This is a genomic window from Gordonia sp. NPDC003950 (genome assembly GCF_053605205.1).
The window spans coordinates 142,818-168,919 of record NZ_JBSGIT010000004.1 but is presented as its reverse complement, the minus strand read 5'-3'; the positions used below and the strand labels follow the sequence as shown (position 1 = coordinate 168,919).

The 26,102-nt window shown below is 67.2% G+C and carries 26 protein-coding genes and 1 tRNA gene; 17 read left to right on the top strand and 10 right to left on the bottom strand.

Features of this window, described 5'->3' with window-relative positions; translation table 11 throughout:
- Window positions 1-16: 16 nt before the first annotated feature.
- Window positions 17-1,297, top strand: coding sequence for a uracil-xanthine permease family protein (locus ACWETB_RS05210; protein ID WP_348803320.1), 1,281 nt, complete (start codon window positions 17-19; stop codon window positions 1,295-1,297).
- Here ACWETB_RS05210 and ACWETB_RS05205 read toward each other — a convergent pair.
- Together ACWETB_RS05205 and ACWETB_RS05200 are read right to left on the bottom strand one after the other, a co-directional pair.
- Window positions 1,284-3,191, bottom strand: coding sequence for an alpha/beta hydrolase (locus ACWETB_RS05205; protein ID WP_452209749.1), 1,908 nt, complete (start codon window positions 3,189-3,191; stop codon window positions 1,284-1,286). The genes ACWETB_RS05210 and ACWETB_RS05205 overlap by 14 nt on opposite strands.
- Window positions 3,191-3,544 carry a hypothetical protein gene (locus ACWETB_RS05200; RefSeq protein ID WP_452209747.1) on the bottom strand — a complete coding sequence of 118 codons (354 nt, stop codon included), beginning with the start codon at window positions 3,542-3,544 and terminating at the stop codon, window positions 3,191-3,193. Before ACWETB_RS05200 ends, ACWETB_RS05205 begins: the two co-directional genes overlap by 1 nt.
- Before the next feature lie 683 nt (window positions 3,545-4,227).
- On the opposite strand from ACWETB_RS05200, the gene ACWETB_RS05195 reads away from it, so the two are divergent.
- From ACWETB_RS05195 to ACWETB_RS05155, 9 genes are all read left to right on the top strand, one after another.
- The gene (locus ACWETB_RS05195) at window positions 4,228-4,401 is read left to right on the top strand and encodes a helix-turn-helix transcriptional regulator (protein WP_449744070.1); all 174 of its coding nucleotides are present in this window, start codon (window positions 4,228-4,230) and stop codon (window positions 4,399-4,401) included.
- Window positions 4,398-4,598, top strand: coding sequence for a hypothetical protein (locus ACWETB_RS05190; RefSeq protein WP_452209745.1), 201 nt, complete (start codon window positions 4,398-4,400; stop codon window positions 4,596-4,598). Before ACWETB_RS05195 ends, ACWETB_RS05190 begins: the two co-directional genes overlap by 4 nt.
- Window positions 4,599-5,036: 438 nt before the next feature.
- Window positions 5,037-5,837: a helix-turn-helix domain-containing protein gene (locus tag ACWETB_RS05185; RefSeq protein WP_452209743.1), complete on the top strand. Its 801-nt coding sequence runs from the start codon at window positions 5,037-5,039 to the stop codon at window positions 5,835-5,837.
- Between the two features lie 393 nt (window positions 5,838-6,230).
- Entirely contained in the window at window positions 6,231-6,422 is a 192-nt protein-coding gene (locus ACWETB_RS05180; protein WP_452209741.1) for a hypothetical protein, read from the top strand.
- A complete protein-coding gene (locus tag ACWETB_RS05175; protein WP_449744066.1) occupies window positions 6,422-7,039 on the top strand; it encodes a hypothetical protein in 618 nt (205 codons plus the stop codon). Before ACWETB_RS05180 ends, ACWETB_RS05175 begins: the two co-directional genes overlap by 1 nt.
- A 279-nt stretch (window positions 7,040-7,318) precedes the next feature.
- A complete protein-coding gene (locus tag ACWETB_RS05170) occupies window positions 7,319-7,885 on the top strand; it encodes a hypothetical protein (RefSeq protein ID WP_452209739.1) in 567 nt (188 codons plus the stop codon).
- Between the two features lie 23 nt (window positions 7,886-7,908).
- Window positions 7,909-8,058 (top strand): hypothetical protein, encoded by a 150-nt coding sequence (locus ACWETB_RS05165; protein ID WP_452209737.1) that lies wholly within the window; start codon window positions 7,909-7,911, stop codon window positions 8,056-8,058.
- 7 nt (window positions 8,059-8,065) lie between these two features.
- Window positions 8,066-8,206, top strand: a complete 141-nt coding sequence (locus ACWETB_RS05160) for a hypothetical protein (protein ID WP_452209735.1) — start codon at window positions 8,066-8,068, stop codon at window positions 8,204-8,206.
- A gap of 40 nt (window positions 8,207-8,246) precedes the next feature.
- Window positions 8,247-8,924 carry a recombinase family protein gene (locus ACWETB_RS05155; RefSeq protein ID WP_452209733.1) on the top strand — a complete coding sequence of 226 codons (678 nt, stop codon included), beginning with the start codon at window positions 8,247-8,249 and terminating at the stop codon, window positions 8,922-8,924.
- A 91-nt stretch (window positions 8,925-9,015) separates the two neighbouring features.
- On the opposite strand, the gene ACWETB_RS05150 is transcribed toward ACWETB_RS05155, so the two are convergent.
- The 5 genes from ACWETB_RS05150 to ACWETB_RS05130 all read right to left on the bottom strand — a co-directional run bounded on the left by ACWETB_RS05150 (window position 9,016) and on the right by ACWETB_RS05130 (window position 12,234).
- Complete coding sequence (locus ACWETB_RS05150; protein ID WP_452209731.1) at window positions 9,016-10,191, bottom strand: tyrosine-type recombinase/integrase; 1,176 nt, start codon at window positions 10,189-10,191, stop codon at window positions 9,016-9,018.
- Between the two features lie 128 nt (window positions 10,192-10,319).
- Window positions 10,320-10,392 (bottom strand) — tRNA-Arg (locus ACWETB_RS05145).
- A 197-nt stretch (window positions 10,393-10,589) separates the two neighbouring features.
- Window positions 10,590-11,297 carry a lysophospholipid acyltransferase family protein gene (locus tag ACWETB_RS05140; protein WP_452209729.1) on the bottom strand — a complete coding sequence of 236 codons (708 nt, stop codon included), beginning with the start codon at window positions 11,295-11,297 and terminating at the stop codon, window positions 10,590-10,592.
- Between the two features lie 148 nt (window positions 11,298-11,445).
- Window positions 11,446-11,655, bottom strand: coding sequence for a hypothetical protein (locus ACWETB_RS05135; RefSeq protein ID WP_452209727.1), 210 nt, complete (start codon window positions 11,653-11,655; stop codon window positions 11,446-11,448).
- A gap of 351 nt (window positions 11,656-12,006) precedes the next feature.
- Window positions 12,007-12,234, bottom strand: a complete 228-nt coding sequence (locus ACWETB_RS05130; protein ID WP_452209725.1) for a hypothetical protein — start codon at window positions 12,232-12,234, stop codon at window positions 12,007-12,009.
- A gap of 148 nt (window positions 12,235-12,382) precedes the next feature.
- Here ACWETB_RS05130 and ettA point away from each other — a divergent pair, with 148 nt between their 5' ends.
- From ettA to ACWETB_RS05110, 4 genes are all read left to right on the top strand, one after another.
- The gene (ettA, locus tag ACWETB_RS05125) at window positions 12,383-14,056 is read left to right on the top strand and encodes an energy-dependent translational throttle protein EttA (RefSeq protein WP_452209723.1); all 1,674 of its coding nucleotides are present in this window, start codon (window positions 12,383-12,385) and stop codon (window positions 14,054-14,056) included.
- A gap of 192 nt (window positions 14,057-14,248) precedes the next feature.
- Window positions 14,249-19,060: an NAD-glutamate dehydrogenase gene (locus tag ACWETB_RS05120; RefSeq protein WP_452209721.1), complete on the top strand. Its 4,812-nt coding sequence runs from the start codon at window positions 14,249-14,251 to the stop codon at window positions 19,058-19,060.
- Between the two features lie 5 nt (window positions 19,061-19,065).
- Window positions 19,066-19,521: an acyl-CoA thioesterase gene (locus ACWETB_RS05115; RefSeq protein WP_449744128.1), complete on the top strand. Its 456-nt coding sequence runs from the start codon at window positions 19,066-19,068 to the stop codon at window positions 19,519-19,521.
- Between the two features lie 10 nt (window positions 19,522-19,531).
- Window positions 19,532-20,227, top strand: a complete 696-nt coding sequence (locus ACWETB_RS05110) for a hypothetical protein (RefSeq protein ID WP_452209719.1) — start codon at window positions 19,532-19,534, stop codon at window positions 20,225-20,227.
- 12 nt (window positions 20,228-20,239) lie between these two features.
- Here the strand turns inward: ACWETB_RS05110 and ACWETB_RS05105 are convergent, their stop codons facing one another.
- On the bottom strand, window positions 20,240-22,027 hold the full coding sequence (locus ACWETB_RS05105; RefSeq protein ID WP_452209858.1) for a glycoside hydrolase family 13 protein: 1,788 nt from the start codon (window positions 22,025-22,027) through the stop codon (window positions 20,240-20,242).
- A 486-nt stretch (window positions 22,028-22,513) separates the two neighbouring features.
- Entirely contained in the window at window positions 22,514-22,930 is a 417-nt protein-coding gene (locus tag ACWETB_RS05100; protein WP_348803332.1) for a globin, read from the bottom strand.
- A gap of 244 nt (window positions 22,931-23,174) precedes the next feature.
- Between ACWETB_RS05100 and ACWETB_RS05095 the strand changes: the two genes are divergently transcribed.
- The 3 genes from ACWETB_RS05095 to ACWETB_RS05085 all read left to right on the top strand — a co-directional run bounded on the left by ACWETB_RS05095 (window position 23,175) and on the right by ACWETB_RS05085 (window position 24,573).
- Window positions 23,175-23,711, top strand: coding sequence for an HNH endonuclease (locus ACWETB_RS05095; RefSeq protein WP_348803897.1), 537 nt, complete (start codon window positions 23,175-23,177; stop codon window positions 23,709-23,711).
- Between the two features lie 132 nt (window positions 23,712-23,843).
- Entirely contained in the window at window positions 23,844-24,092 is a 249-nt protein-coding gene (ctaJ, locus tag ACWETB_RS05090; protein ID WP_348803333.1) for an aa3-type cytochrome oxidase subunit CtaJ, read from the top strand.
- Window positions 24,079-24,573 (top strand): DUF5130 domain-containing protein, encoded by a 495-nt coding sequence (locus tag ACWETB_RS05085; protein ID WP_452209716.1) that lies wholly within the window; start codon window positions 24,079-24,081, stop codon window positions 24,571-24,573. The genes ctaJ and ACWETB_RS05085 overlap by 14 nt, the downstream gene beginning before the upstream one ends.
- 78 nt (window positions 24,574-24,651) lie before the next feature.
- On the opposite strand, the gene ACWETB_RS05080 is transcribed toward ACWETB_RS05085, so the two are convergent.
- On the bottom strand, window positions 24,652-26,082 hold the full coding sequence (locus ACWETB_RS05080) for a cation:dicarboxylate symporter family transporter (RefSeq protein WP_452209714.1): 1,431 nt from the start codon (window positions 26,080-26,082) through the stop codon (window positions 24,652-24,654).
- Window positions 26,083-26,102 lie beyond the last annotated feature (20 nt).

The following is a 26,102-nucleotide window of genomic DNA, read 5'->3' as shown; positions in this document are numbered from 1 at the left end:
AGGCCAGACTGAGGCGATGCAGAGTCCCATCGACAGTGATCGACGATTCTTCGGATGGACGCGGGTTGACGATGCCGTGGTCGTCGCGCCCGGTGAACGACTGAGTTGGCCGCGGACCGTCGGAATCGGGCTGCAACACGTGGTGGCGATGTTCGGTGCGACCTTCCTCGTCCCGGTCCTGACCGGGTTTCCGCCGGCCACCACACTGTTGTTCTCGGGTATCGGCACCATCCTGTTCCTGCTGATCACCCGTAATCGGCTGCCGAGCTATCTCGGATCGAGCTTCGCCATCATCGCGCCGGTGACCGCGGCAGCGGCGTCGCACGGCCAGTCCTCGGCGCTGGGCGGCATCGTGGTGGTGGGCGCGTTGCTCGTGCTCATCGGCGTCATCGTGCACTTCGCCGGTACCCGGTGGATCGACGTGGTGATGCCGCCGATCGTCACCGGCACCATCGTCGCCCTGATCGGGCTGAACCTCGCGCCGAGCGCCAAGGACAACTTCGAGAAGCAGCCGGTGACCGCCACTGTGACCCTGGTGCTGCTGATCGCGTCGATCGCGCTCTTCCGCGGCCTCCTCGGCCGTCTGGCGATCGTCATCAGCGTCGTCCTGGGTTACCTGTTCGCATTCGCCCGCGGCGAGGTGGATACCTCCGGCATCGACAGTGCGGCGTGGATCGGTTTGCCGCACTTCCAGAGTCCGACATTCGCGTGGTCGGTCATCCCCACCTTCCTGCCGGTCGTCCTGGTGCTGGTGGTGGAGAACATCGGGCACGTGAAGTCGGTGGCGATGATGACGGGCACCGACTACGACGACCGGATCGGTCGGGCGCTGGCCGCCGACGGCCTCGCCACCGTACTGGCCGGCAGCGGGGGTGGATCGGCCACCACCACCTATGCCGAGAACATCGGCGTCATGGCGGCGACCAAGGTGTATTCCACCGCGGCCTACTGGGTGGCCGGAATCGCCGCAATCGTCCTGGGACTGTGCCCCAAGGTCGGTGCGGTGATCGCGGCCATCCCGGCCGGCGTGCTCGGTGGCGTGACCACTGCGCTCTACGGTCTCGTCGGCATCATCGGCGTGCACATCTGGGTGAGCAATCGTGTCGACTTCGCCAAACCCATCAATCAGTTCACCGCAGCCATCCCGCTGGTCATCGGCATCGCGAACTTCACCTGGGCCATCGGCGGTGTGAGTTTCGGCGGTATCGCCATCGGTGCGGTGGCGGCACTGCTGATCTACCACGTCCTGTGGCTGTGCGGTCGGTGGCTCGGCACCGCCGGGGTCACCGCAACCTGAGCGGTACATCGAGGCCGCCGGGCAGCGGCACCGCCGGCAACGGCGTCAATGCCCGCACCAGATCGTCGACGCCGAAGCCACGATGGCCGGGAGCGGGATCATCGAGTCCGCTCAACACCTCGGACACCGCGTCGCGTGCCCGGGTGGCCGCCCGCCCGAGGCGGTCCGCGGCGGCGTCGGCGGCCTCGCTTCCGTAGTGTCCGACAAGGCCGTCGGGACCGCGCGGGACGTACTCGGGTGGATGGCCACCCCGGATCACCTCGACCATCGCCGCAAAGGCGTCGGACTGCGGATCGTTCCAGTAGTCACCGTGGCCGCCGACGCCCTCTACCGGCGACCCGTCACCGTAGAAACCCGTGTCGAGCCGCGTCACTCCGGGCTCGGAATCCGGGTCGGAGCCGTGGGGATTGCCCGGTAGCGACTGCACGGTCTGGATGGGATCACCGGGTGCGGTCAACGAGTACCGCGCCACGTTGGGATTGGCGTTGTCCCATGGGGCGTCGAACACGCCGGTGCCCGCCGACGACGCGAAGATGACGTTGTCGGCACGCAGACCGAGTTGCTCGGCCGATCCGACGACCGAACCGCCGTAGGAGTGCCCGACGAACGTCGTGCTGGCACCCGGTGCGGTGGAAGCGATCTCGGCGTCGAGGGCCTGCCCGAAGGCGACCAGACGTGGAGCCATCTCCTGGGCGTAGTGCGGATCGACGGACGTGTCGGAGGCGACATCGAGGCCATCGAACGGTGCCCGGAACGGCCCGATCGGGTTGCCCGGGATCAGGTCGATGCCGAGGTTGCGCGCGGCGTCGGTGTCGACGATCGTCTGGGGGAGTTCGCCGTCCAGGTAGATGAACACCGGGCCGCCGGTCTGCTGCGCGAGATTCCAGGCCGACTGCCAGTTGCTGCCGCCGTACCCATTCGCGTTGGTGCCCGTTCCGGGGACATAGACTGTGGCATTGGTTGTTCGCGCAGTCAGTGAGCCCACCATCTCGATGAGACGCGGATTCTCGCCGTCGGTGAACGAGACGTAGACGCGTTCGGTGTCGATTCCTTCCGGGACCTCCTGCGCCGTACCGGAATTCACGTTCTTGGCGTCAAGGGGAATCGTCCGCTGGCCGAGGTAGGAGCGCAGCGTCGTCGCATGCTGGGTGTCGGGTCCGTGCGTGCGGATCTCGGTGGCCAGCGCGTTGCGGATGTTGATCTCGTTGGCGATGCCGCGTATCTCGAACGGCACCCCGTCGAGGTTGCCGACGCGTTCCGGGTCGGCCTGGATGAGACGGCGCATGTCGGTGGGGGACAGCCCGGCGAGAAGCGTTGCTCGTTGCTCGATGCTCAACTGCTCCAGCCGGTCCACCATCGTGTCCGCGTCGAGAGTGCCGATCCCGGGGACGGTGATGTCGGGTTGGCCACCGACCATCGCCGCGAGATCACCCCGGAGATCGTCGAGGCGGGCCCCGTAGAGTTCGTCGATCTCGTCGATGACATCGAGTCCGCGCTGTATCCGGCCCTGATGGGCGGAGGCGCCGTCGGCTCGGCCGGCCTGTGGGTGGGTCACCATCCCGGTGTCGGAGACGTCATATCCGGCCCTGAGTGCCTCGGCGACCGCGAGCAGTACCACCTGCCTGGCGTGGGTCAGGTCGGTTCCGGCATCCTTGGCCTCGTCGGTGATCTGCTGCAACACATTTCGGACCTCGTCGACGTGATCGGCCTCCTGGGCGACGCAGCGCCGTGCGGCGTCGTGAGTGCGGCCGAACCAGTAGAACGGCCACTGAACGGAGTCGGCGAAGGCGTGGCGCGCGCCGTCGAGGGTCTGCGCGGCGCGTCCGGTGGCCTCTCCGGCACCGGTGATCGCATCGGTGTTCCAGGCACACAAGGCAGAGATGTTGGGGCGCATCAGCGTTCGCTCATGAAGCCGAAGATGCGTGCGACGTGTTCGTCGCTCTTCACCGACGTACTCGAGAAGCACTCGAGTGCCACGCTCATCGCGTGCAGACGTCTGCTGATGTCGTCGAGGCAGGCCGATGCCGACTCGGGCGTCGCACGCAGAGCGCCGACGACGCGGCTCGCCGGTCCGGGCGTGGCGGCGAGTGTGCCCAGGTCGATGTCGCTGATGACCTCGCTCTGGGTGTTCCACTGCGCGGCGATCGCCGCGATGTCGTCGGGATCGAGTCCGACGCCCAGCACGCCGTCGGGAAGGACGCCGCCGATCCCGTCGTGCAGGAGATCGGCGAGTGGGTGGTCTGTCATGACTGCTCCTCCGGGTGCTTGGGATGGTCGATGACATATCCGACGCACGGGAGCGCGATCGGTTCCCAGGGTGGGAACGCTTGTGGAGAAGTGCGATCGATCTCGGGCATCGAGTGTTCTCGGGGCAATCGAGTGGTCTCGGGTCGCGCGGGCCGTCGACGACTCGCGTGAGTGGCTGGGAACCGCGCGAATGGTGAGGACCCGCGCGAGTGCGTGAATCTCTGAGTGCACCCGCGTGGATCACTTTCAACCATGCGGTGGGCGCACACCGTTCGGTGGCCGGCAGGGATGTCCACACCGGCCGGTGGCCGGCAGGGGATGTCCACACCGGCCGGAGGCCGGCAGGGGATGTCACTGTGCCTGTGCCCCCGGCAGGATTCGAACCTGCGACCAGCTGATTAGAAGAGGGAGTGTCCTTCGGTATCTCGCCGTGTCCCGTGAAATCCTGTGCGGCAAGCGAGATCACGTCTCCTGGCATCACTTGGCATAACGTCGAATAACCTTCGCTACTGTCCATTTTCGTCGAATAAGCGTCGACCTGACGAATGCCCTCACTTGGGGTCGGAATCCACACTGTGGTGGTTGAGTGTTACTGCAGGACAACATTTTTCGAGTTTGACGCCATGGTGGCCATCGGGTAGTTGTAGAGACGCCCGTAGATACAACTTCGAGATGGTGAACACATGGATCTCCTGAACACCAAGCAGGCCGCCGAGTACGTAGGACTCGCATTCCAGACAATGTCAAACATGCGTTGGCGTGGTGACGGCCCCGCTTACGTCAAGATGGGGCGAACGGTGCGATACCGCCGGGCCGACCTCGACGCCTGGGTTGCGTCGCAGGTGGTGTCAGCGTGACCTTCGCAGTAGTCCCCACCAACCACAACACCAACGTCTTCATCACGTCGCGCCCCGACGGTGACGGTCGGCCGGTCATCGACGTCGACTTCGACCCTGCGGTCGCCGACGCGGTCGCGACTTTCGATCTCGACGACGCCGAGGAACTGGTCATCGAGCTTGCCCGCCTCGTTGCTGCAGGGCGGGCCGCGTCGTGACCGGGGCACACCCTGATCGCCGTGAGCGCATTTTGGCGCTCACGGGGGAACTCAGCGCCCAGTTTCCGCGTGGCGGTGTGCGGTGCGAGGGATGCGGCGCGGTCGCGGACCGGCTCACCGCGGCCATGTGGGCGCCGGTGGCCGATGAACGTCACGAGCGCCGTCGACATCGGCGTCGGTTGTGCCCGGAGTGCTCCTCGTGATCGACCAGGAACGCCGCGACGCCATCGAGGACCTCGGACTCACCGAACCCGCTGTGATGGCCGACAACGAACCTCTGCCCGACCTACCGCCCCACACCCCCGAATAGCGAGAACGGCCCCTACCGACATGGTGGGGGCCGTTCTGCTAGTCACCGGCTGCCCGGCCGGGAACAACTTCTACAACAGGAGATTCTACATGCGATTTGGCAAGGTGCCCTTGTTTATCCACCGAGACTTGACCCTCACCGAAGCTGGTTTCTACGCAGTGCTCGCCACCTTCGCGGACGCTGACACTGGCGACTTCTGGGCGACCCGCACCACGTTGGCACAGGCCGCCGGTGCGAGTCTGCGGACCGTCGACACACACCTCGATGCCCTGATGGCCAAGGGGTACCTGACCCGGACCCGACGCGGCAATCGGTCGTCCCGATACCGGCTGCGCGTTCGTGACTCGCAGGATGCTGCGACTCCAGACCTGCAGGATGCTGCGACTCCAGACCTGCAGGATGCTGCACACATAACAGACCAGGGAATAACAGACCAGGGAACAGACCACCCTCCTGCTGGCGCACCGCTGCGCGATTGCACCGGCGACCGACTGATCCCGAAGCGATTCCCGATCATCTCGGAGCGATTCCCGAAGCCCATCCCGGGAGTCTTCGACCTCGAACAGACCGCCAGGGAACGTCCACTGCCCAGGGATTGGCAACCGAACCGCTCGCATTGGCGCCTGATTCATGATCTGCGCGCCGATCACGGCGTGTTGGTACTCCCGGGATGGGTGGATGCAGTGTTCGCGGCCTGGGAGGCCTGGGCGATGTGTGACCACCGGCTGTCAGCGAACTGGGGTGCATCGCTTCGTGGCGCCATCCAAGCGATCGCAGAACATCTCGGAGGGCCCGAGGTTGACCTCGACAAGTCCGGCTACGGGGCCGGATTCCAGTTCGATGTCAACCACGGCGAGGGCGAGGAGTTGGTAGACCTCTTCGAGCACTTCTGCGATGAACTGCGTGGGCGGCACCTGCGGGCGATGTGACCGGCACAGACCCCCGCCCGCCCGCGCTGCCGGGATGACGGGCGGGGTCCGATGCCCGACGCGGGTTGTCTCTCCGGCGCCGAGACCTCGATTGTATCAAGGATTGTATTGCCTCTCGTTCTAACTTTCTTCCGCCTGAGATACCAAGGCGCGCAACGATATTCCGGCGTGTCGATCAGCTCGTCGAGCGCGCCGACCAGGGAGAATTGACCCCGGGCCGGACAGATCCCGGCCCGGGTAAGGGTGTAGATGAACCGCCTGTCGGTGATCGTCACCCCGGGTGGCTTCGCCTCTCTCGCCGCCTGGGGTGATCATCCGCCCCGCCGAGAATCCCACTTCGAGGAGGCCTGAGTGGCCAAGAATGAAACACGTTGCCCCACATGCGATTCGGTGGTGGCTCCGGGTAGTCCCGAGGATGTCGCGCTGACCGCAGCTGTCGACGCGGGCAAGGCCGAGAACCCGCACGCCGCGCGCCAGGCCCGCCAGCTCAAGGCGTCGCGCGTCAACCGCAACACTGCCGCCAAGGAGACCGCCGCCGAGGTCGACAAGATCCGCGAGGCCCGCCGCGGCAAGGTGCGGTTCTGATGAGCGCCGTGGAACAGCTCGCCGACCTCGACCGGCGGATCGACTCAGGCATCGACGTCGACGCCGCCGAGTACCAGGTGGTGCGCGCTGCCGCGGAGATCGAGGAACGCATCGAGAGGGCCCGTCAGATCAACGCTCACGCGATGGCGCGCCGCAACGCACGCCAGGCCCGCGCCGCCGCGGTCGAGGCCCTGGCGACCGACCTGGACGTGCGGCTGGTGGAGCTGCGCGGCGCCGTCGAGGCCATCGCCGGTGCTGACGGGGTCCTGGAGGACCCGAGCTGTCACACGGCCGCCAAGTGGGCCCAGGCGGCGATGCGCGACGCCGAGCTGGTGGCCAAGCGCATCCGGCACGAGATCGGACATTCGCAGTGCGGCGACACCTTCGGCACCTGCCAGTGGTGCACGTGGGTGCCTGGAGATCCGCGCGCGGTCGCCTTCGACTTCGCCGCCAAGGCTCACCAGGTCCGCGAGTACCTGGTGCCGATCGAGAGCCACTACGCGCACCCGTGGCGTCCCGATCCCGCCGGGGTGCGCGGACACCTCGCCGATGTGCACCGGTACGTCGACGCCCTGCGGTCGCTGGTGCATCCCCTGCTGTCCGAGGATCTCCAGTGAGCAGGCCGACGACCGTGACCCTCTGGCCGACACACCGGCGCAAGGCGTCCCAGGCGCGCCGCAACCGGGCCACGCGCGGCCGTGAGCCTCTCCGGCGTCGCCGGTGATGTGCACCTCGTGTGGCCTCACGCTGCCCTCTCCGGCCCTCGACGACGACGGCCGGTGTGAGGACTGCGCCGACCCCGCCCGCCGCGTCCCAGAGCCTGCACGGGCCCGCCAGGGGCGCGTCGTGTGGTCCGGGGCCATCGCCCGCCGAGACCGAGACCCGTGGGGCAACGGATGACCGAGAAGCAGGCCGACGCTGATGCCGGCGACAAGTTCGTGTGTCGATCCGCGCGCGGGTCACGCAAGCCGACCGAGAACGACCGCCGAGCGATCCTGGCATGCCGGGACCGGGGCCTGTCTCAGTCGGCCACCGCGCGGGAACTGGGTCTGAGCCAACCCGGTCTGAGTCGGTGGTCCAAGCGTGAGGGCATCTCATGGGCCCAGGCGCCGAGTCCGGCGACCGAAGTGCAGCGCGAACGCCTGCGCCAGGCCCGCCGAGACCTGGCCGAGCAGACGATGGCCGACGCCCTGGAGATCCGTAAACGCCTGTGGGGCAAGGGGATTCAGCATGTGGCCACACGGGACGGGGTCGAGACCATCGAGACCGACCTACCGAGTGCCCGCGACGTCGCCGACCTGGCGACCGCGGTGGAGCGCCTGGTGAGGGTGAGCGCGCACGCTGACGCCCTCGATGCCGCGGACTCGATACCCGACCAGGTGAGCATGCTGGGCCTCGTGCGTCTGCAAATGGCGGCCTACGTCGCCCAGGAGGCCGCCGCCGACGAGATCGACGTCGAGTAATGAGAGCAGGAGGACCGAGAGCAATGCACCCCGATGATCTGACCAAGGTACGAAAAGCACTGTCGCACATGGGATCTCGTGTCGAGAACGACACCACGACGGGCCGCGCGTTCGTCGAGGGCGGTCTGGCCGCGATCGAGATCCTGGCCGAGCTGGCCGACCGCCGGGGATGATGGGGCCATGAGTGCCGACCCGCGCGACATCGCCGACCAGCTCGACATCCTGCTGACCCGCGTCGGTGAGCAGGATGTCGAGATCACGCCGACCGAGCTGGCCGCGATCGAGGGCGCGATCGAGGCGTTGCGGCGTGTCTCGGACTGAGGTCTGTACATAAAACGCCCGATTCGTGTACAGTAGGGGTATGAGCAAGCGAGCCACCGCCCCCGCCAACACCGCCATCGGCTACGTCCGCGTCTCGACCGAGGAGCAGGCCCAGAGCGGCGCCGGTCTGGCCGCCCAGCGCGCGACCATCGAGGCCGAGGCCGCCCGCCGGGGCGTGGCCATCGTCGCGTGGTTCTCCGACGAGGGGATCTCCGGCAAGGCCATCGCCAACCGCCCGGGCCTGGCCGACGCGGTCGCCGCGATGGAAGGGCGCCAGGCCGAGGCTCTCATCGTCGCCAAGCTCGACCGCCTGTCGCGGTCGGTCGCCGACGCCTCGCGTCTGCTGGAGCAGGCTAATCGTGGTCGCTGGCAGATCCTGTCGGCCGACCTGGCCATCGACCAGACCACGCCCGCCGGTGAGGCCGCCGCGGCGATGATGATCGTGTTCTCCCAGCTGGAGCGCCGCCTCATCTCGCAGCGCACCAAGGACGCCCTGGCGCAGAAGCGTGCCCAGGGTGTCCGCCTGGGCCGTCCCAGCGAGACCCCGGCCGAGGTGACGCGCCGCGTCGTCGAGGCCAAGGCCCGGGGCCTGAGCCTGCGCGCCATCGCGGCCGAGCTGACCGACGCCGGGATCCCGACCGTGCGCGGCGGCGCCACCTGGCACGCCTCGACCGTGCGCGCGGTCCTGAACTCCCAGGACGCGGCCGCCCTGGCCTGACCCTGAACGCCGAACGGCCCCGAGTGCATCTCGCACCCGGGGCCGTCGTCGTCTCGCCGGCGGGTCATTAGGACAGCTAACGATCGCCCGCCTATGCCGCCGGGTCCGCCGACACCGACGCGGGGTTGAACTGGTCGACTACTTCGCGATGGTCGGCCCGGCGCACCCGCTCGATGTAGTGCGCTCGGGTGACCGCGTCAGATGCGTGGCCCAGTTGATCGGCTGCCGCCTGGGCGCCCTTGGCGGTGGCCACTGCAGTCGCCACCGCCTTGCGCATGGTGTGCGGCTTCACCCAGTCTTCGACGCCCAGGCGGTCCCGTGCGGCCCGCCACGAGTCCCGGAAGTTGCACGGATCGCGAAGCGTGCCGACCGCTGAGGCGAACACCGCGTCTTCGGCATTCGGGAGTGACCCGAGCTGCCTTTCCATGAGCACTGGCACCACCCACGAGGGCAGCGCAAGCACCAGTACGTCGTCGTCGGCCTTGCCCTTGCCGTGGGGTTGGATCACGAGTCCCTGCCCCTTGATACGGATCACCGTCCCGTGGATCCGCACAGTGGGTGCCTCATCGTCGGCGGGCGCCAAGTCGAGGTCGGACCACCGCACCGCGAGCGCCTCACCGATTCGGACGCCGGTGGCGACCAGGAAGTCGACGACGTCGGGAACATCGGACCGGACCGCCTTGGGGTCGGCACGAAGACGTGTTCGGAGGTCGCGCACCTCCTCGATTGACAAGGCTTTAGGCTTCGACTTGGGCGCGGTAATTCTCAAGTCGCGCAACGGATTACGATCGCATGCCCCGTTGTCTATGGCGAGCTGAAACATCCCGGACAGTACCGACCGCATCACCTTGGCTGTCGCGGCGCCGATCTTCTCCGAGACCGTCTGCAGGTGCCCGTTGCACCTGGAGGTGGTGCACTCGCGGACCCGAAGTTCACCCATGGCGGGCACGACGTAGGTTCGCACCACCTCGTCGTAGCGCTTCTTAGTGTTGGTCGCCCGGTCGGACCGCTCAACGTCGGCCAGCCACGCATCGGCCAGGGCGCGGATGCGGGTGTCGGCGGTGATCGTCTCGTCTGCCGGTGTCACCCGGTGGGTTAGCTTGCGCTGTAGACGCCGCTCGGCGTCGGCCTTGCTGGTGCCGCTGGCCGTCACCACCCGGGTGCGGCCGTCGAGGTCGCGGTACCTGCACCACGCGGTGCACGGGGTGCCTCGCTTCGAGCTGATCTTGCCGTGGGTGCCCACGTCCAAGCGTGGTCGTCCTGCCATCTTGCTGCCTCTCTCCCAGGTGGAAGCAAGTCTAGACAGGGTGGCCGACAGTCCGACGAATATCCGTCGAATAATCGTCGACCGGGACTATCCGCCACGCCTGGTGGCGAGCGTTTCTGCTGGTGAAGTGCCCCCGGCAGGATTCGAACCTGCGACCAGCTGATTAGAAGGCAGCTGCTCTATCCCCTGAGCTACGGAGGCGTGCCGCAGCGGGCGACCCGGTCACGGCGTGGCGAGTATATCGGGTCGTGAGGAGCTCGCCGTTGCGCGCCCGGGATGGCCGTATAGCGCCGGATGCTCCCGGCCGGTGACCGTCCCCTCCGCGATCACCGACCTGGCCGCTCCAGCATGCAGTACCCGCGGACGCTCACCGCTTTCGCCGGCTCGCCTGTGGATAACTATGCCGGCGTCGGCGTCGGGCCCATCGCGTCTATCTGCCAACGCAATTCGCGGAGGAGATCCCCCGGTGTGGCGAAATCGTCGGGCTGCAGTGGTTCTCCGAAGAGCAGGGTGACCTGCCGGTGCCGATCGAATGCCTTGCCGTTGCGGCGAAACTTCTTGAGCGGCAACACGTCGTTGGAGCCGATGATCTTCACCGGGATCACCGGGGTGCGGGTGCGGAAGGCGAGGACTGCGGCACCTGGTTTGAATCGGACATGCTCACCGGGTGGGACGCACCGGCCTTCGGGATAGATGATCACCGCGCCGCCGAATCGCAGTGCGGTCTCCAATCGCTCCAACGCCGTCGACCCCGATACCTTGCTCGTGCGTTCCACCGGGATGAAGTCGAGTTTGCGGACGAGCCAGCCGGCGACCGGCCAGGACCACAATTCGGCCATGGCGATGGCGATTGCCCGTCTGCGCAGCGCTCCCCAGAGGAAGATCCCGTCGAGCATCGAGATGTGGTTGCTCGCGAGGATCACCGGCCCCGATCGTGGCACGACCTCCCGGTGGGATACCCGGACGTGGATGATCTTGAGCATCGCGAGCATGCGCAGGATGCGTCGGACTATGCGTGTGGTCACCCAGGCGCGGAACCCGAGTCCGCGGGGGCGCCGGAAGGGCCGGCCGTCCACCGGCGCCTCAGGAGTCACGTGTTCGTCCATCTCGATGGGAGTGCTCCTCGACTGATAGTGGGCGTGACGATGGTGTTGTTGATACCGCACACCACTCGGTCACTGCACAGCAACATCATCCGCTTGTCGGACATCGCCGAATGCGTCGGGGCGAAACAAATCGTGGTTCGGTGAGCGTTCAGCGGAACGCTGGGTCGGTGAGCGTTGTCGCCCTGCGCACATGGTCGCTCACCGCCTCGGCGACCAGCGCGGGATTCTCCAGCGTCGGGATGTGGCCGACGCCCGGGAGGAGGATCTCCTCCACGTGATCGGGCAGCCCGTCGACGAGGCGTCGCATGAAGCCCTCGCGGGTGAGGAAGGTGTCGAATTCCGACAGGATGAGGGGCATCGGCTCGGTGACACCCCGGATGTCGTGTTCGCCTGAAGTGGGCCGTCGCGCAGACAGGCAACTGCATCGGCAGGTGGATCGGGCAGTGCGACACCGCGCGCACGACGTTTGTCGCATCGTCGGCGGACACGGCGGACACGGCGGTGACGTCGGTGCTGCAGTTGCGGAAGATCGGCCGTGGGAAACGTTCACTTCGCGCCGCCCGGTCACCGCGCAGGCGAGCCACCGCGGCCAGCGGGAACTGGCCGATGAATCCGAATCCGAGTCGGAACTCGGTCATGGAGAACCGTTCCAGCCACCGGCCGGGTTGATCGGTCGGTCCGAGGGAACGGGCAGAGCCCGCCGTTCGGGTTAGGAGGCGAGTTGCCCACCGAGGGAACCGCCGACCACGTGGCAGGTGTCCCAGCCGATCGCGCCGAGCTCACGTTCGATGCCGTCGGGCCGTCCGGCGACGCCCACACCGGTTCGCCCGCCCCGGCCCGAATCATCGACATCATTGGCCCCGTCCTCGGAATGACTCCACTGGTAACAGTGCACGAGGACGGTGTCGGGGACCGGGCCGGTCGCGTCAACCGTCACAGTGGGCTCCCAGGCGGTGATGCCGTCCCCGCTAGGATTGATTGGTGTTTCGGGATGCGACCGCGTCCGGTCCGTTCGCTACGTGCCCGGACGCGCTGGTCCTCCCGCCATGCGCGACGACAACAAACCAGGTCAGTAGGGATTAGGTGTGGCTGAGTTCATATATACGATGAAGAAGGTGCGCAAGGCGCACGGCGACAAGGTCATCCTCGACGATGTCACCATGTCGTTCTTCCCCGGCGCCAAGATCGGCGTCGTGGGCCCCAACGGCGCGGGTAAGTCGTCGATCCTGAAGATCATGGCCGGCATCGATCAGCCGTCCAACGGTGAGGCCTTCCTGGATCCCGATGCCACCGTCGGCATCCTCCTGCAGGAGCCGCCCCTCAACGAGGAGAAGACGGTCAAGGAGAACGTCGAGGAGGGGATGGGCGAGGTCAAGGTGAAGCTCGACCGCTTCAACGAGATCGCCGAACTGCTCGCCACCGACTACTCCGACGAACTCATGGAGGAGATGGGCAAACTCCAGGAGGACCTCGACAACGCCGACGCCTGGGACATGGATTCCCAGCTCGAGCAGGCGATGGACGCGCTGCGCTGCCCGCCCGGCGACGCGCCGGTCACCCATCTGTCCGGTGGTGAACGTCGTCGTGTCGCGCTGTGCAAGCTGCTGCTGTCCAAGCCGGATCTGCTGCTGCTCGACGAGCCGACCAACCATCTCGACGCCGAGAGCGTGCTGTGGCTCGAGCAGTTCCTTGCGAGCTACCCCGGTGCCGTCCTGGCCGTGACCCACGACCGCTACTTCCTCGATCACGTCGCGGAGTGGATCTGCGAGGTCGACCGCGGCAAGCTGATCCCGTATCAGGGCAACTACTCCACCTACCTCGAGAAGAAGGCGGAGCGACTCGAGGTCCAGGGCAAGAAGGACCAGAAGCTGCAGAAGCGGCTCAAGGAAGAACTCGCCTGGGTGCGCTCGGGCGCCAAGGCCCGTCAGACCAAGAACAAGGCGCGTCTGGCCCGCTACGAGGAGATGGCCGCCGAGGCGGAGAAGACACGCAAGCTCGACTTCGAGGAAATCCAGATCCCCACGCCGCCGCGACTCGGTGACGTGGTGGTCGACGTCTCCCACCTCGACAAGGGCTTCGACGGGCGCGTGCTGATCAAGGACCTCTCGTTCACCCTGCCGCGCAACGGCATCGTCGGCGTCATCGGTCCCAACGGCGTGGGTAAGACGACGCTGTTCAAGACGATCGTCGGACTCGAGGAGCCGGATTCGGGCACCGTCAAGGTCGGCGACACCGTCAAGCTCAGCTATGTCGACCAGGGTCGCGCGAACATCGACCCCAAGAAGTCGGTGTGGGAGGTCGTCTCCGACGGACTCGACTACATCGAGGTCGGCCAGAACGAGATGCCGTCGCGGGCATACGTCTCGGCGTTCGGCTTCAAGGGCCCGGATCAGCAGAAGCGCTCCGAGGTGCTCTCCGGTGGTGAACGCAACCGGCTGAACCTGGCGCTGACCCTGAAAGAGGGCGGCAACCTGATCCTGCTCGACGAGCCGACCAACGACCTCGACGTGGAGACCCTGAGCTCGCTGGAGAACGCGCTCGAACAGTTCCCCGGCTGTGCGGTGGTCATCTCCCACGACCGCTGGTTCCTGGACCGCACCTGTACCCACATCCTGGCGTGGGAGGGCAACGTCGAGGAGGGCAAGTGGTTCTGGTTCGAGGGCAACTTCGAGGCGTATGAGGCCAACAAGGTCGACCGCCTCGGCGCCGACGCGGCCCGTCCGCACCGGGTGACCCACCGCAAGCTCACCCGCGACTGAGTTCGCGCCACCACAACACGTCACTGCGACGTCACCTCACTCGCCGTCCGGGCTTCCCGGGCGGCGAGTGTGTTTGTGCCGTGGATGACTGCCGTGGCCGCCCCGATGGCACTAGGCTCGCGGATGGGCCGGTGTCTGTCGAAGCGTCTGCGAAAGGGCGCGTCCATGAGAGGGTGATCATCGTTGACGGATGTGACTTCGCTTCTGCCGCAAGTCATTCCCTGCTACCTGGCGACATCGGTCGGTGCGATCGACGAGGCCGGTGGGCGCAGCCGCTCCCACCTGGATCCGGCGACGCTGGACCCCGGCGAGGTTGACCGAATCCGGACCCACGTGCAGGTCGCCGCCGTGCGTGGCGTCGGGCAGTCGATCATCGACGTGGTCACCGGCGGTTCCGGCGGCACCGAGATCGTGGTGATCAACGACGACATGCCACTGTTGGTCGAGGCGGTCCTGGCGACCCTGGAGGGGCAGGGTCTGACCGTCGGCCGGATCGATCACCCGATCATCGCGGTGACCCGCGACCCGGCGGGCACGCTGACCGACATCGGTGACCACGCGCACGGCCGGGCGGAGTCGTGGATCTCGGTGTCGGCGTTGCCGGGCCGGGCGTCGGTTGACGACGACGCTCTCGCCGCGCAACTGAAGCGCGTCATCGGCATCGTCGTGGACGTCGACGAGGATGCGCCGGCGATGCGGGAGCGGCTGACGGGGTGTGGTGCCGACTGCGTGTCGATGCCCGATGGTGCGGGCGTTGCGTCCGCCGACATCGACCGGCGCGAGTACTCCGATCTCTTCGACTGGTTGGCGGGCAATCACTTCGTCACATTGGGGTATGAGCGGATCACCGCGCGCGGCGGTGTCGAGGAGCGGCTGGGCATCTATCGGGCCGACGACGTCGATCCCAGTTTCCCCCTCGCCGACGGGGCTCGGCCGGCACCGCGGATCTCCCGGGTGTTCGTCGAGACGGGGATCCAGCGGTCCAACTATCCGATCCTCATCCAGTTGCCGACCGCCGACGCCGACGGCACCCCGACCGGCGAACACCGGTTCCTCGGGGTGTTCACCTCCTCGGGCCTGCATCAGACGGTGCTCGATGTTCCGGCGTTGCGCGCGAAGGTGCACGAGGTGGTCCGGCGGGCCGGGGTCGACGAGGATTCCTATGCCGGGCGCACCATGGTCGAACTGCTGCAGAACTACCCCCTGGTGGAGATGTTCCAGGATTCGACGTCGGAACTGAGTCGACGCGTCGACGACATGCTCGACGCGGTGGCCACCCGGTCGTTGCGTGTCTTCCTGCGCGTCAACCCGGGCGGGCAGGCCGCCACCGCCCTGATCTACCTGCCACGCGACCGCTACAACACCGCATCACGACTCGCCCTGCAATCGGAGGTGACCCGGATACTCGAGGCCTCCGACCTGGAGTACTCCGCGCGGGTCAGTGAGCGTCCCCTGGCCCAACTGCAGGTGATGGTCCGGGTGGACCCCGAGGTGGCCCGCTCCTGGGGATCGGTCGACATCGGCAGCGAGGTGCAACAACGCATGCAGGCGGCCCTCGCCGAGGCCGTGCGGAGCTGGGACGAACGTGTCCGTGAACTGATCACCGCCTCGGACGGGGTGACCTCGGCGGTTCCGGGACCATCGGCGCGGGTCGACACCGACGCGATGCTGCGACTGATCAGCTCGCTGCCCGACGACTACAAGGATCAGCGTGCGCCGACCGCGGGTGTCGCCGACCTCGCGCAGGTGGTCGGATTGGCCCCCGGTGATCTGGCCGTCACCCTGAAGGGGCGTTCGCAGGATGATTCCGCCGCTCCGCGTTGGGATTTCACACTCTATCTGTGCGGTGAGTCGGCGACGCTGACCGATGTGCTGCCGGTGCTGCACAGTCTGGGGCTCGACGTCATCGACGAGCACCCCTACCAACTGGTCCGTCCCGACGGTGCGGACTGTCATGTCTACGAGTTCGCGGTCGCGCTCGCCCCGGGGATGTCGGTCGACATGGCGACCGCCGAGGATCTCCCGCAGCGGTTCACCGAGGCCTTCACCCAAATCTGGCGTCGTAATGCCGAGGTCGACGCCTACAACGAGTTGATCATGCGGTGCGGGCTGACCTGGCGTTCGGCGGCCATGCTGCGGGCCTACGGGCGTTACCTGCGCCAGTGCGGATTCGCTTACAGCACAACACATGTCGCCGCAACTCTGGGGCGCTACCGCGATGTCACGCGCGGCCTGGTCGACCTGTTCGAGGTGTCGTTCGACCCGGCCGTGAGCGACCCGGCACGACGTGAGACGGTGCTGGCGGCCCTGCACGAGGCGGTCGGCGAGGTCCTGTCGCTCGACGCCGACCGGATCGTCTCCGCCTTCACCTCCGTCGTCACCGCGACCGACCGGACCAATTTCTATGTGACGGGCGGACCGCAGGTGGAGTCCGACCCGGCGACGTCCGGTGGGCACCGTCCGGTGATGTCGTTCAAACTGCGTCCGCGTGACATCCCGCAGGCGCCCGAACCCCTTCCGCTGCACGAGATCTGGGTGTATTCGCCGCGGGTCGAGGGCGTGCATCTGCGGTTCGGGTCGGTCGCCCGCGGTGGTTTGCGGTGGTCGGACCGGCGTGAGGATTTCCGCACGGAGATCCTGGGTCTAGTCAAGGCGCAGGCGGTGAAGAACGCGGTGATCGTGCCGCTCGGGGCCAAGGGAGGTTTCGTGCTGGCGCGGCCGCCGGCCCCGACCGGTGACCCGGCCGCGGACCGGGATGCGTTGCGGGCCGAGGGAATCGAGTGCTACCGCAGGTTCATCTCCGGGCTCCTCGATGTCACCGACAACATCGACCGGGCCACCGGCGAGATCATCGCGGCCCGCTCGGTGATGCGGCGCGACGGCGACGATCCGTATCTCGTGGTGGCCGCGGACAAGGGCACCGCGTCGTTCTCCGACATCGCCAACGGGGTGGCCGGTGATTACGGCTTCTGGCTCGGCGACGCCTTCGCCTCGGGCGGCTCGGCCGGTTATGACCACAAGGCGATGGGCATCACCGCGCGCGGCGCCTGGGAATCGGTCAAACGGCATTTCCGGGAGATGGGAATCGACACCCAGGCAGAGGAATTCACCGTCGCCGGGATCGGCGACATGAGCGGGGACGTCTTCGGTAACGGCATGCTGCTCAGTGAGCACATCCGGTTGGTCGCCGCGTTCGATCACCGGCATGTGTTCATCGATCCCACCCCGGACGCCGCCATGTCGTATGCCGAGCGGGCCCGGTTGTTCGCGTTGCCGCGCTCGTCGTGGGCCGATTACGACGCCACGCTGATCAGTCCCGGCGGCGGAGTCTGGTCACGGGAACGCAAGTCCATCCCGGTGAGCGCCGAGATGCGTTCGGCGCTCGGCCTTTCCGACGATGTGACGGCATTGTCGCCGCCGGATCTGATCCGGGCGGTGCTGCTCGCCCCCGTCGACCTGCTCTGGAACGGTGGCATCGGGACCTATGTGCGGGCGTCCACCGAATCCGACGCAGAGGTGGGGGACAAGGCCAACGACGCCATCCGGGTCACCGGAGAACAACTGCGCGCCAAGGTGATCGGCGAGGGTGGCAATCTCGGAGTCACCGAACGAGGCCGCATCGAGTTCGATCTGGCGGGCGGCCGGGTCAACACCGACGCGATGGACAACTCCGCCGGTGTCGACTGCTCCGATCACGAGGTGAACATCAAGATCCTCCTCGACGCCGCGGTGTCGTCGGGGGACCTCGACTCGCAGGCGCGTAACCCGTTGCTCGAGTCGATGACCGACGAGGTCTCCGCACTGGTTCTGGCCGACAACATCTCGCAGAACGCGGAATTGGGCTTCGGTCGCGCATACTCCACCGAACGCGTCGACGTCCACGGACGGCTGCTCGCGCAACTGGCGCATCGAGGGGTCAACCTGAAGCTGGAGGCGCTGCCCGATCCGGTCACCCTGCACAAGCGCCACACCTCGGATATCCATCGTGGATTGACCTCGCCCGAGTTGGCGACCCTGATGGCCCACGTGAAGCTGGCTGCCAAGGATGACCTGCTGGCCAGCGACCTACCCGACAACGACGTGTTCGACGCACAACTCGACGGCTACTTCCCGGTGGCGCTGCGCCGGCAGTTCGCCGACGGTATCCGCGATCATCGCCTGCGCCGTCAGATCGTGACGACGGTTCTGGTCAACGACGTGGTCGACCGGGCCGGGATCACCCACCTGTTCCGCCTGAGTGAGGCGACCGGCGCCGGAACCGACGAGGTGGTGCGGGCATTCGTCGTCGCCGACCAGGTGTTCGGGATGGCCGATCTCCTTGCCCGGGTTCAGGATTGCGCCGCGAGCATCGAAGCGATCGACGAGATGATGATGTACGCGCGGCGACTGCTGTTCCGCGGGTCCCGGTGGTTGCTGGCCTTCCGCCCGCAGCCGCTGGCGATGGCCGCGGAGGTGACCCGGTACTCCGAACGGGTCGCCACGCTGTCGGCGTTGCTGGACAGCTGGTTCGGGCGCGGATCGGCCACCGACGTCGACGATCGCGTCGAGCACTACCGGTCGCTGGGTGTGCCCCCGGATCTGGCACACGAGGTGGCCATCAGCCTGCACCGCTTCTGCCTGCTCGACATCGTCGACGCCGCCGAGATCGCCGACCGTGATCCCGTCGAGGTCGGTGAACTGTACTTCGCGGTGATGGAGCATTTCGGGTTGGAGGAGTTGCTCACCGCGGTGAGCAACCTCGACTACGGCGACCGCTGGCATGCGTTGGCGCGCTTGGCTCTCCGCGACGACATGCATGGCGCGCTACGCGCCCTGACCCTGAAGATCCTCGAGGTCAGCGAACCCGAGGAGCGTGCGGCGGTGAAGATCTCCGAGTGGGAGCGGTCCTTCTCGTCGCGGCTGTCCCGGGTCCGGGCGATGCTCACCGAGATCGAGGAGGCGGGCAACCTCGACCTGGCCACCCTGTCGGTGGCCGCGCGGCAACTCCGTAGCGTGATCCGGTGACCAATATGAGCTTTGAGGACGAGGGAACCGCCACCGCGAACGGCTACGTGGTCAAGGTGCCGGTGCGGTGGTCGGACATGGATGTGTTCGCCCACATCAACCATGCCCGGATGGTGACGTTGCTGGAGGAGGCCCGGATTCCGTGGCTGTTCTACGACGAACGACCCACCGCGGATCTGCGTCGCGGGTGCGTGGTGGCCGACCTGCACGTCAAGTACCAATCCCAGCTGCGCCACGACGAAGGACCGATCGTGGTGACGATGCGGGTGGAGAAGGTCCGCGCCGTGGACTTCACCGTGGCCTACGAGGTGCGCCCCCACGGGGCGTCACCGACCGACAAACCGGCGGTGATCGCCTCCACCCAGCTCGTCGCATTCGACGTCGACGGGCAGCGCCTGCGCCGGTTGACCCCCGCCGAACGGGAGTACCTGGAGTCCTTCGTCGTGCCGGCGGGATCGTGACGGGCGCCGAGTGAATCCGGAACGGTTCCTCTCCCTGGACCGGGCCGAGGACAAGGCCGACGCGGTGGCCTTCCTGGCACGGGCGAGCCGACTCGACGAGTCGGCGGTGACGCGGCTGTCGGTACGCCCCGACGGGCTCATCGGAATGTGGTCGCACACCGGATTCGAGGTGCTGGTGACCCGCGCGGTCTTCGGCCGGATGGCGCCCCGCGACCTGGTATGCGATGCGTCGACGCTGCGACAGGAGTTGACCCAGGCCGAACCCGGGACCGCGGTGGACCCCGGCATGCCGTTCGACTCGGCATGGCGCGGCGCACTGCCCCTACAGACCGGCTACCGGCACGTCGACGATGTGCCCGCCCGCGCGGTGGTGGAACTGGCCCGCGACGGTGCGCGCGTGGCGCGGGAGGAGGGCAGCGCCCACGGGCCGGCGACCGGGCTGCTCGACCAGCCGGTCCTGGAGGTGGCCTCCGCCGACGGCAACCTGACGGCCGCGGTGTCGATGCGGTCGCTGTTCGCCCTGACCGCCATGGGGTTCGTGCGTGACGCCGACGGCCGGGCGATCACCGAGAACTCCGACGTCGAGGCCGTCGACCCGGCCGAACCCATCCGAATTCGTATGTCCGCGGCCTGGATTCGGATCGATGCCCGTTACGGCGCGGTGTACCAGCGCCGCCACCGCGACCTCGATGTGATGGTGCGCTGAGAGACGCGGAGCTCAGACCAGCCAGGCGGCGGAATTCGGTGCCAGGTACCCGTCGACCAGTGGTGCACTCACCAGGATCACCTCACCGGGTGGCAGGGGAACCGGGTCGGCGGTGGTGTTCAGCGCGCACACCAGTCGTCCCTCCGACCGCCGGAACGCCAGACAGCCGTCCGGGGCGCCGTACCACTCGACGGTGTCGCCGGCGAATTCCGGTCGCTGATACCGCAATTCGATCGCCTGCCGATACAGCGACAGCGTCGACGAGATGTCTTCGAGTTCACGTTCGACGGTGAACGGTGCCCACGACTCGGGCATCGGCAACCAGGTCTGCGGTGACGAGCTGAATCCGAACGGCGGTTCGGTGCCCTCCCAGGGAATCGGCACCCGGCACCCGTCGCGGCCACGCTCGGTGTGACCCGACCGTTCCCACACCGGATCCTGCAGGGCCTCGTCGGGGAGATCGGCGTTGGGCAGCCCGAGTTCGGCGCCGTTGTAGATGAACACCGTTCCGGGCAAGGCCAATTCGACCATCGCCATGGCGCGGGCGCGCGCCGATCCGACGGCGAGGTCGATGGGCGAATCGTCCCCGCCCTGATCGTCCCCGCCCTGATCGTCCCCGCCCTGATCGTCCCCGCCCTGATCGACGCGGGCATAGCGGGACACCTCACGCTCGACGTCGTGATTCGACAGCGTCCAGGTGGGGGTACCCGACACCGACAACACCGCATCGAGGGAGTTCTCGATGGCATCACGGACCGATTCGGCGGTGAACTCGGCCTTCGCGAGGCGGAAATTGAAACCCAGGTGCAACTCGTCGGGCCGTAGGTACTCGGCGAACCGCTCGTTGTCCTCGACCCAGATCTCACCGACATTCGCCGCGCCCGGGTACTCGTCGATCACCGTGCGGATCTTGCGGTGGATGTCGTGCACCGCATAGTTGTTGAAGCGCGGGTCGTCGTCGCTGTTGCTCAACAGTCCGACGGACTCCAGGTCCATGTCGGGAAGATCCTCGGGCTTGGCCATGCCGTGCGCGACGTCGATGCGGAACCCGTCGACGCCACGGTCGAGCCAGAACCTCAACGTCCGTTCGAGATCGGCGAAGACCTCGGGATTCTCCCAGTTCAGATCCGGTTGCTCGGCGGCGAAGATGTGCAGATACCACTGCCCGGGACTGCCGTCGGCCTCGGTGACCCGGGTCCAGGCCGGCCCGCCGAAGACGCTGCGCCAGTTGTTGGGTGGCTGATCGCCGCCCTCGCCTACGCCATCGCGGAAGATGTAGCGGGCCCGTTCGGGGCTGCCGGGTGTGGCGGCCAGTGCCGCGGTGAACCACGCGTGCTGGTCGCTGGTGTGGTTGGGGACCAGGTCCATGGTGACGCGGATGCCCCGGTCGTGTGCCTCGTCGATGAGCGCGTCGAAGTCGGCGAGATCACCGAACAGCGGATCGATGTCGCGTGGATCGGACACGTCGTAGCCGTGATCGGCCATGGGGGAGCGCATGATCGGGCTCAGCCAGATCGCATCCACACCGATCAGTTCGAGATATCCGAGTTTGTCGATCACGCCCGCGAGGTCGCCGACGCCGTCGCCGTCGAGGTCGGAGAACGACCGTGGATAGATCTGATAGAACACCGCCGACTGCCACCAGGTGGTGTCGGCGGGATCGAGTTGCGGCACCACCACCTGATCGGCGACTGCGGCCACGGCCGGTTCCTGTTCCGGTTCGGAATCGGTCTCCGGGGTCTCGGTGTCGGAGACGTCGGTGTCGGGGGCGCCGGTGTCGGGGATCTCGGCGTCCGAGATCTCGGGTGTGACGTCTTCCGCAGGTGCGACGCTCTCGGCGGGATCGGCGTGGACTGCCGTGACGTCGTCACCGGCCTCGTCGTCAACAGCCTCGTCGTCGGATGCCTCATCGTCGGCCACCTCGGCCACCTCGTCATCGGCCGGCGGGGTGTCATCGGTTGCCGCAGAGCCGACCGCGGGTTCGGTGGGAGCTACGTCCTCGCCGACCTCGGCGTCCGCGTCGACATCCTGCCCGGCACCCTCGTGCCCGACGACGGCATCACCGGAGGGTGTGGTGGCTGCCGGCCCGCCCGGCTCTTCCGACGGCGCGGCCGAACCATTCTCGATATCCGATACGGGATGATCGGGGTCGGACGAGTCGGCGCTCGATGTCTCATCGCTCACGTCGCAATTGTGCACCACCTGTGATTTCAGTGAGGAATTGAGGTTGGTGCGGCGCGTCGCTGCCCGGGCGTGTCGCGTCGGGCCGATGCCCTCCGGGCGCACTCAGAACGGCGAGTTCACCATCGACTGCGCGGCCATTTCCATGTAGTCGACGAGGGCCCGGCGGTGCGCGTCGTCGAGGGTGTCGGAGTCGATCGAGGCGATCGCGATGTGCATGCAGCGCAGCCAGGCATCGCGCTGGATCGGGCCGATGGTGTACGGATGATGACGCATCCGCAGCCGTGGGTGGCCTCGTTCCTCCGAATAGGTGCGGGGACCGCCCCAGTACTGCTCGAGAAACATCCGCAGACGTCGTTCGGCCGGCCCGAGATCCGCCTCGGGGTACATCGGCCGGAGAATGTCGTCCTTGGCGACCTCGGCGTAGAACGCGTGGGTCAGGCGTTCGAAGGTCTCGGCGCCACCGACCTCGTCGTAGAAGGAGCGTTGGTCGGGTGCTTGGGCGGGCTGCTGTGCACTCACCCGTCCATTGTCCCTCACTCCCGATTGGGAGTGCACGAGCGCGTTCGACGTGGTCCACTTGACGCGACCGGTGCGCGCACGGGAGACGGCTATGACACGCAGAAGTCCACGGCAGGTTCGCGATGTGACGATGCTGCACGCGACCCGACGACCCGAGGTGCCCCGACGACCCGAGGTGCCCCGACGACCCGAGGTGCTCGGTGCGGATGCGGCCGTGGGCACGGCAGTCCCGGACACCGCTTCGATGCGTTCGACCCCCGGGATCTGGGGCCGCCGACGGGTGCTGCTGCTCAACGCGACCTACGAGCCGCTGACCGCGGTCTCGCTGCGCCGCGCGATCGTCCTCATCCTGCGTGAGCGTGCCGACGTCGTTCACGCCGCGGCCCCCGGACTGGCCGTGCATTCGGCCGACACCGCCGTCGCGGTGCCGTCGGTGATCCGCCTGCGGACCTATGTGCGGGTGCCGTACCGGGCGACCATCCCGATGACGCGCGCCGCGCTGATGCATCGCGACCGGTTCCGCTGCGGCTACTGCGGCGCCAAGGCGACCACCATCGATCACGTCCTGCCGCGCAGTCGCGGGGGCGGCCACACCTGGGAGAACTGCGTGGCCTGCTGTGCCGGCTGCAACCATCGCAAGGCCGACCATCTGCTCAGCGAGTTGGGATGGACCCTGCACACCCCACTCGTGGCGCCCAAGGGGCGGCATTGGCGATTGCTGGCGACCGTCAAGGAGATCGATCCGGCCTGGGCGCGCTACATCGATGTGGGCGCCGCCTGAGTCCCGCGAAATCGTCTACGACGCGTTGTAGGCCCCACTGGGACGTGAGTGTCGTCGTGGGCTAGATTGATCACACGACCTGCTGGGCGGGTCGCCTACCGGCAGCCCCCGGACACCGATCGAAAGGATGTCATGGATAGCGCGATGGTCGGCATCGGAGTCGTCGTCACGGTCGTTTGCGTCGTGATGGTGGTTCTCTGTGTCATCTCGATGGTGTTCTCGAACGGCCTGAAGTACCCGAAGGTGCAGGAGTACACGCTCGATCAGCCGTGGACGCGAGATCCGTTGCTGTTCAGCGCGACCGAGATCGAGCCGATGGCTCTCCCGCACCATGCAGAAGCGACCGATGTGGATGGAGGCTCGGCCAGTGGCAAGTGGTGAGGTAACCCAGGCAGGGACCGAGGGGCGCGTCAAGCTCTCCCCGGCCACCGCGCTCCCGATGGGAACGGTGATCACCAACGGCGGACGCGTGTCGTCGACCCGTTTCCCCGGTCAGTCCCCGAGCACCCCGCCGTTCAGTCAGGCCGACCTCATCGACCTCGACGATGCGCTGAAGGCCGCCAGCGAGAAGGCCATGGTGCGTTTCTCGGTATACATCGGTGATCTCGGCTCCGACGCGGTCGCCGACGCCCGCGCGGTCCTCGCACAGGCCCCGGAACCGGCCAACGGTGCACTCATCGCGGTGTCGCCAAATTCGCACGATGTGGTCGTGGTGTCCGGTGCCCGGGTCGCCGACCGCGTCAATGACCGCGTCGCCCAGCTCGGCGTGACCGCCGCGATCGGCAGCCTCCGGTCCGGCAACCTCATCGACGGTCTCGTCTCGGCACTGCATGTGATCGCCACGGCGGCCGCAAACCAGTAGCGACGTCCCCGACAACCTCACGTCGGCCGCTCATCCCTGGTGGATGAGCGGCCGACGTCGTTGGGGGACGATTGGTGATCAGTGAGTGACCAGGACCTTCTCGGTGGCCTGTGCGCCGGCGTCCGGCCGCTGATCGATCGGATCGTCGTCGGCCGAGCCGATGGTGTCGTCTCCGTCCACCATGTCGGATTCGTTGAACGGGGCACGGCCGGAGAGCACCTCGTCGACGCGGTCCTTGTCGACGGTCTTCGTCCACGATCCGACCAACAGGGTGGCCACGGCGTTGCCGGAGAAGTTGGTGACCGCCCGCGCCTCGGACATGAACCGGTCGATGCCCACGATCAGCCCGACACCGTCGAGCATCTCCGGTCGGTGTGCCTGCAGACCGCCGGCGAGGGTGGCCAGGCCCGCGCCGCTGACGCCGGCGGCGCCCTTGGACGCGATGATCATGAACGCCAGCAGTCCGATTTGCTCGGGGATCGACAGCGGATCGCCCATGGCGTCGGCGATGAACAGCGAGGCCATCGTCAGATAGATCGCGGTGCCGTCCAGGTTGAACGAGTATCCGGTCGGGACGACGACGCCGACGGTGGTCTTCTGCACGCCGAGGTGCTCCATCTTGGCGATGAGGCGGGGGAGTGCGGATTCCGACGACGAGGTCGCGAAGATCAGGATGTATTCCCGGGCCAGGTAGCGCACCAGGCGGAAGATGGACACGCCGGCGACGGTGCGCAGCAGCACACCCAGTACCCCGAACACGAACACCAGGCACGTCAGGTAGAACGCAACCATGAGAACCAGCAGCTGACCGACGGCCGCCCAGCCGGTTTGACCGACCACGTTCGCGATCGCGCCGAACGCGCCGATCGGGGCGACCCACAGCACCATGGTCAGCACCTTGAACACCAGCTTCTGGAAGTACGACACCGCGGTCAGGATCGGCTCACCGCTGCGACCCATGGCCTGGATGGCGAATCCGACGAGCAGTGCGACGAACAGGGCCTGCAGGACGCTGCCCTCGGTGAGCGCCGACAGCAGCGAGGTCGGGATGATGCCCTCGATGAAGGCCATCGTGCCGCCGGATTCGTGCGCCTGCTCGGCCAGCTCGGCGCCCTTGCCCGCCACCGACGAGATGTTCAGGCCCTCACCGGGTTTGATGATGTTGCCGACCACCAGACCGATCGCCAGGGCGACGGTCGACATCGCCAGGAAGTAGACGAAGGCGAGGCCGCCGACCTTGCCGACAGTGGCCGCCTTCCGTACCGAGCCGATACCCAGCACGATGGTGCAGAAGATCACCGGCGCGATCATCATCTTGATCAGGCTGACGAACATCGTCCCGAGGACGCCGAGATCCTTGCCGAGTTCCGGCCAGATCAGGCCCACCGCCACACCGGCGATGACCGCGACGATCACCGCGATGTACAGCCAATGCGTGCGATCGCGCTTCTTCCCCGAGGGGGATGCCGGGAAATCGGCGGTGCCCGCCGCCTTCGCCCTGATGGTCATCTCGACTGCCTTTCATTCCT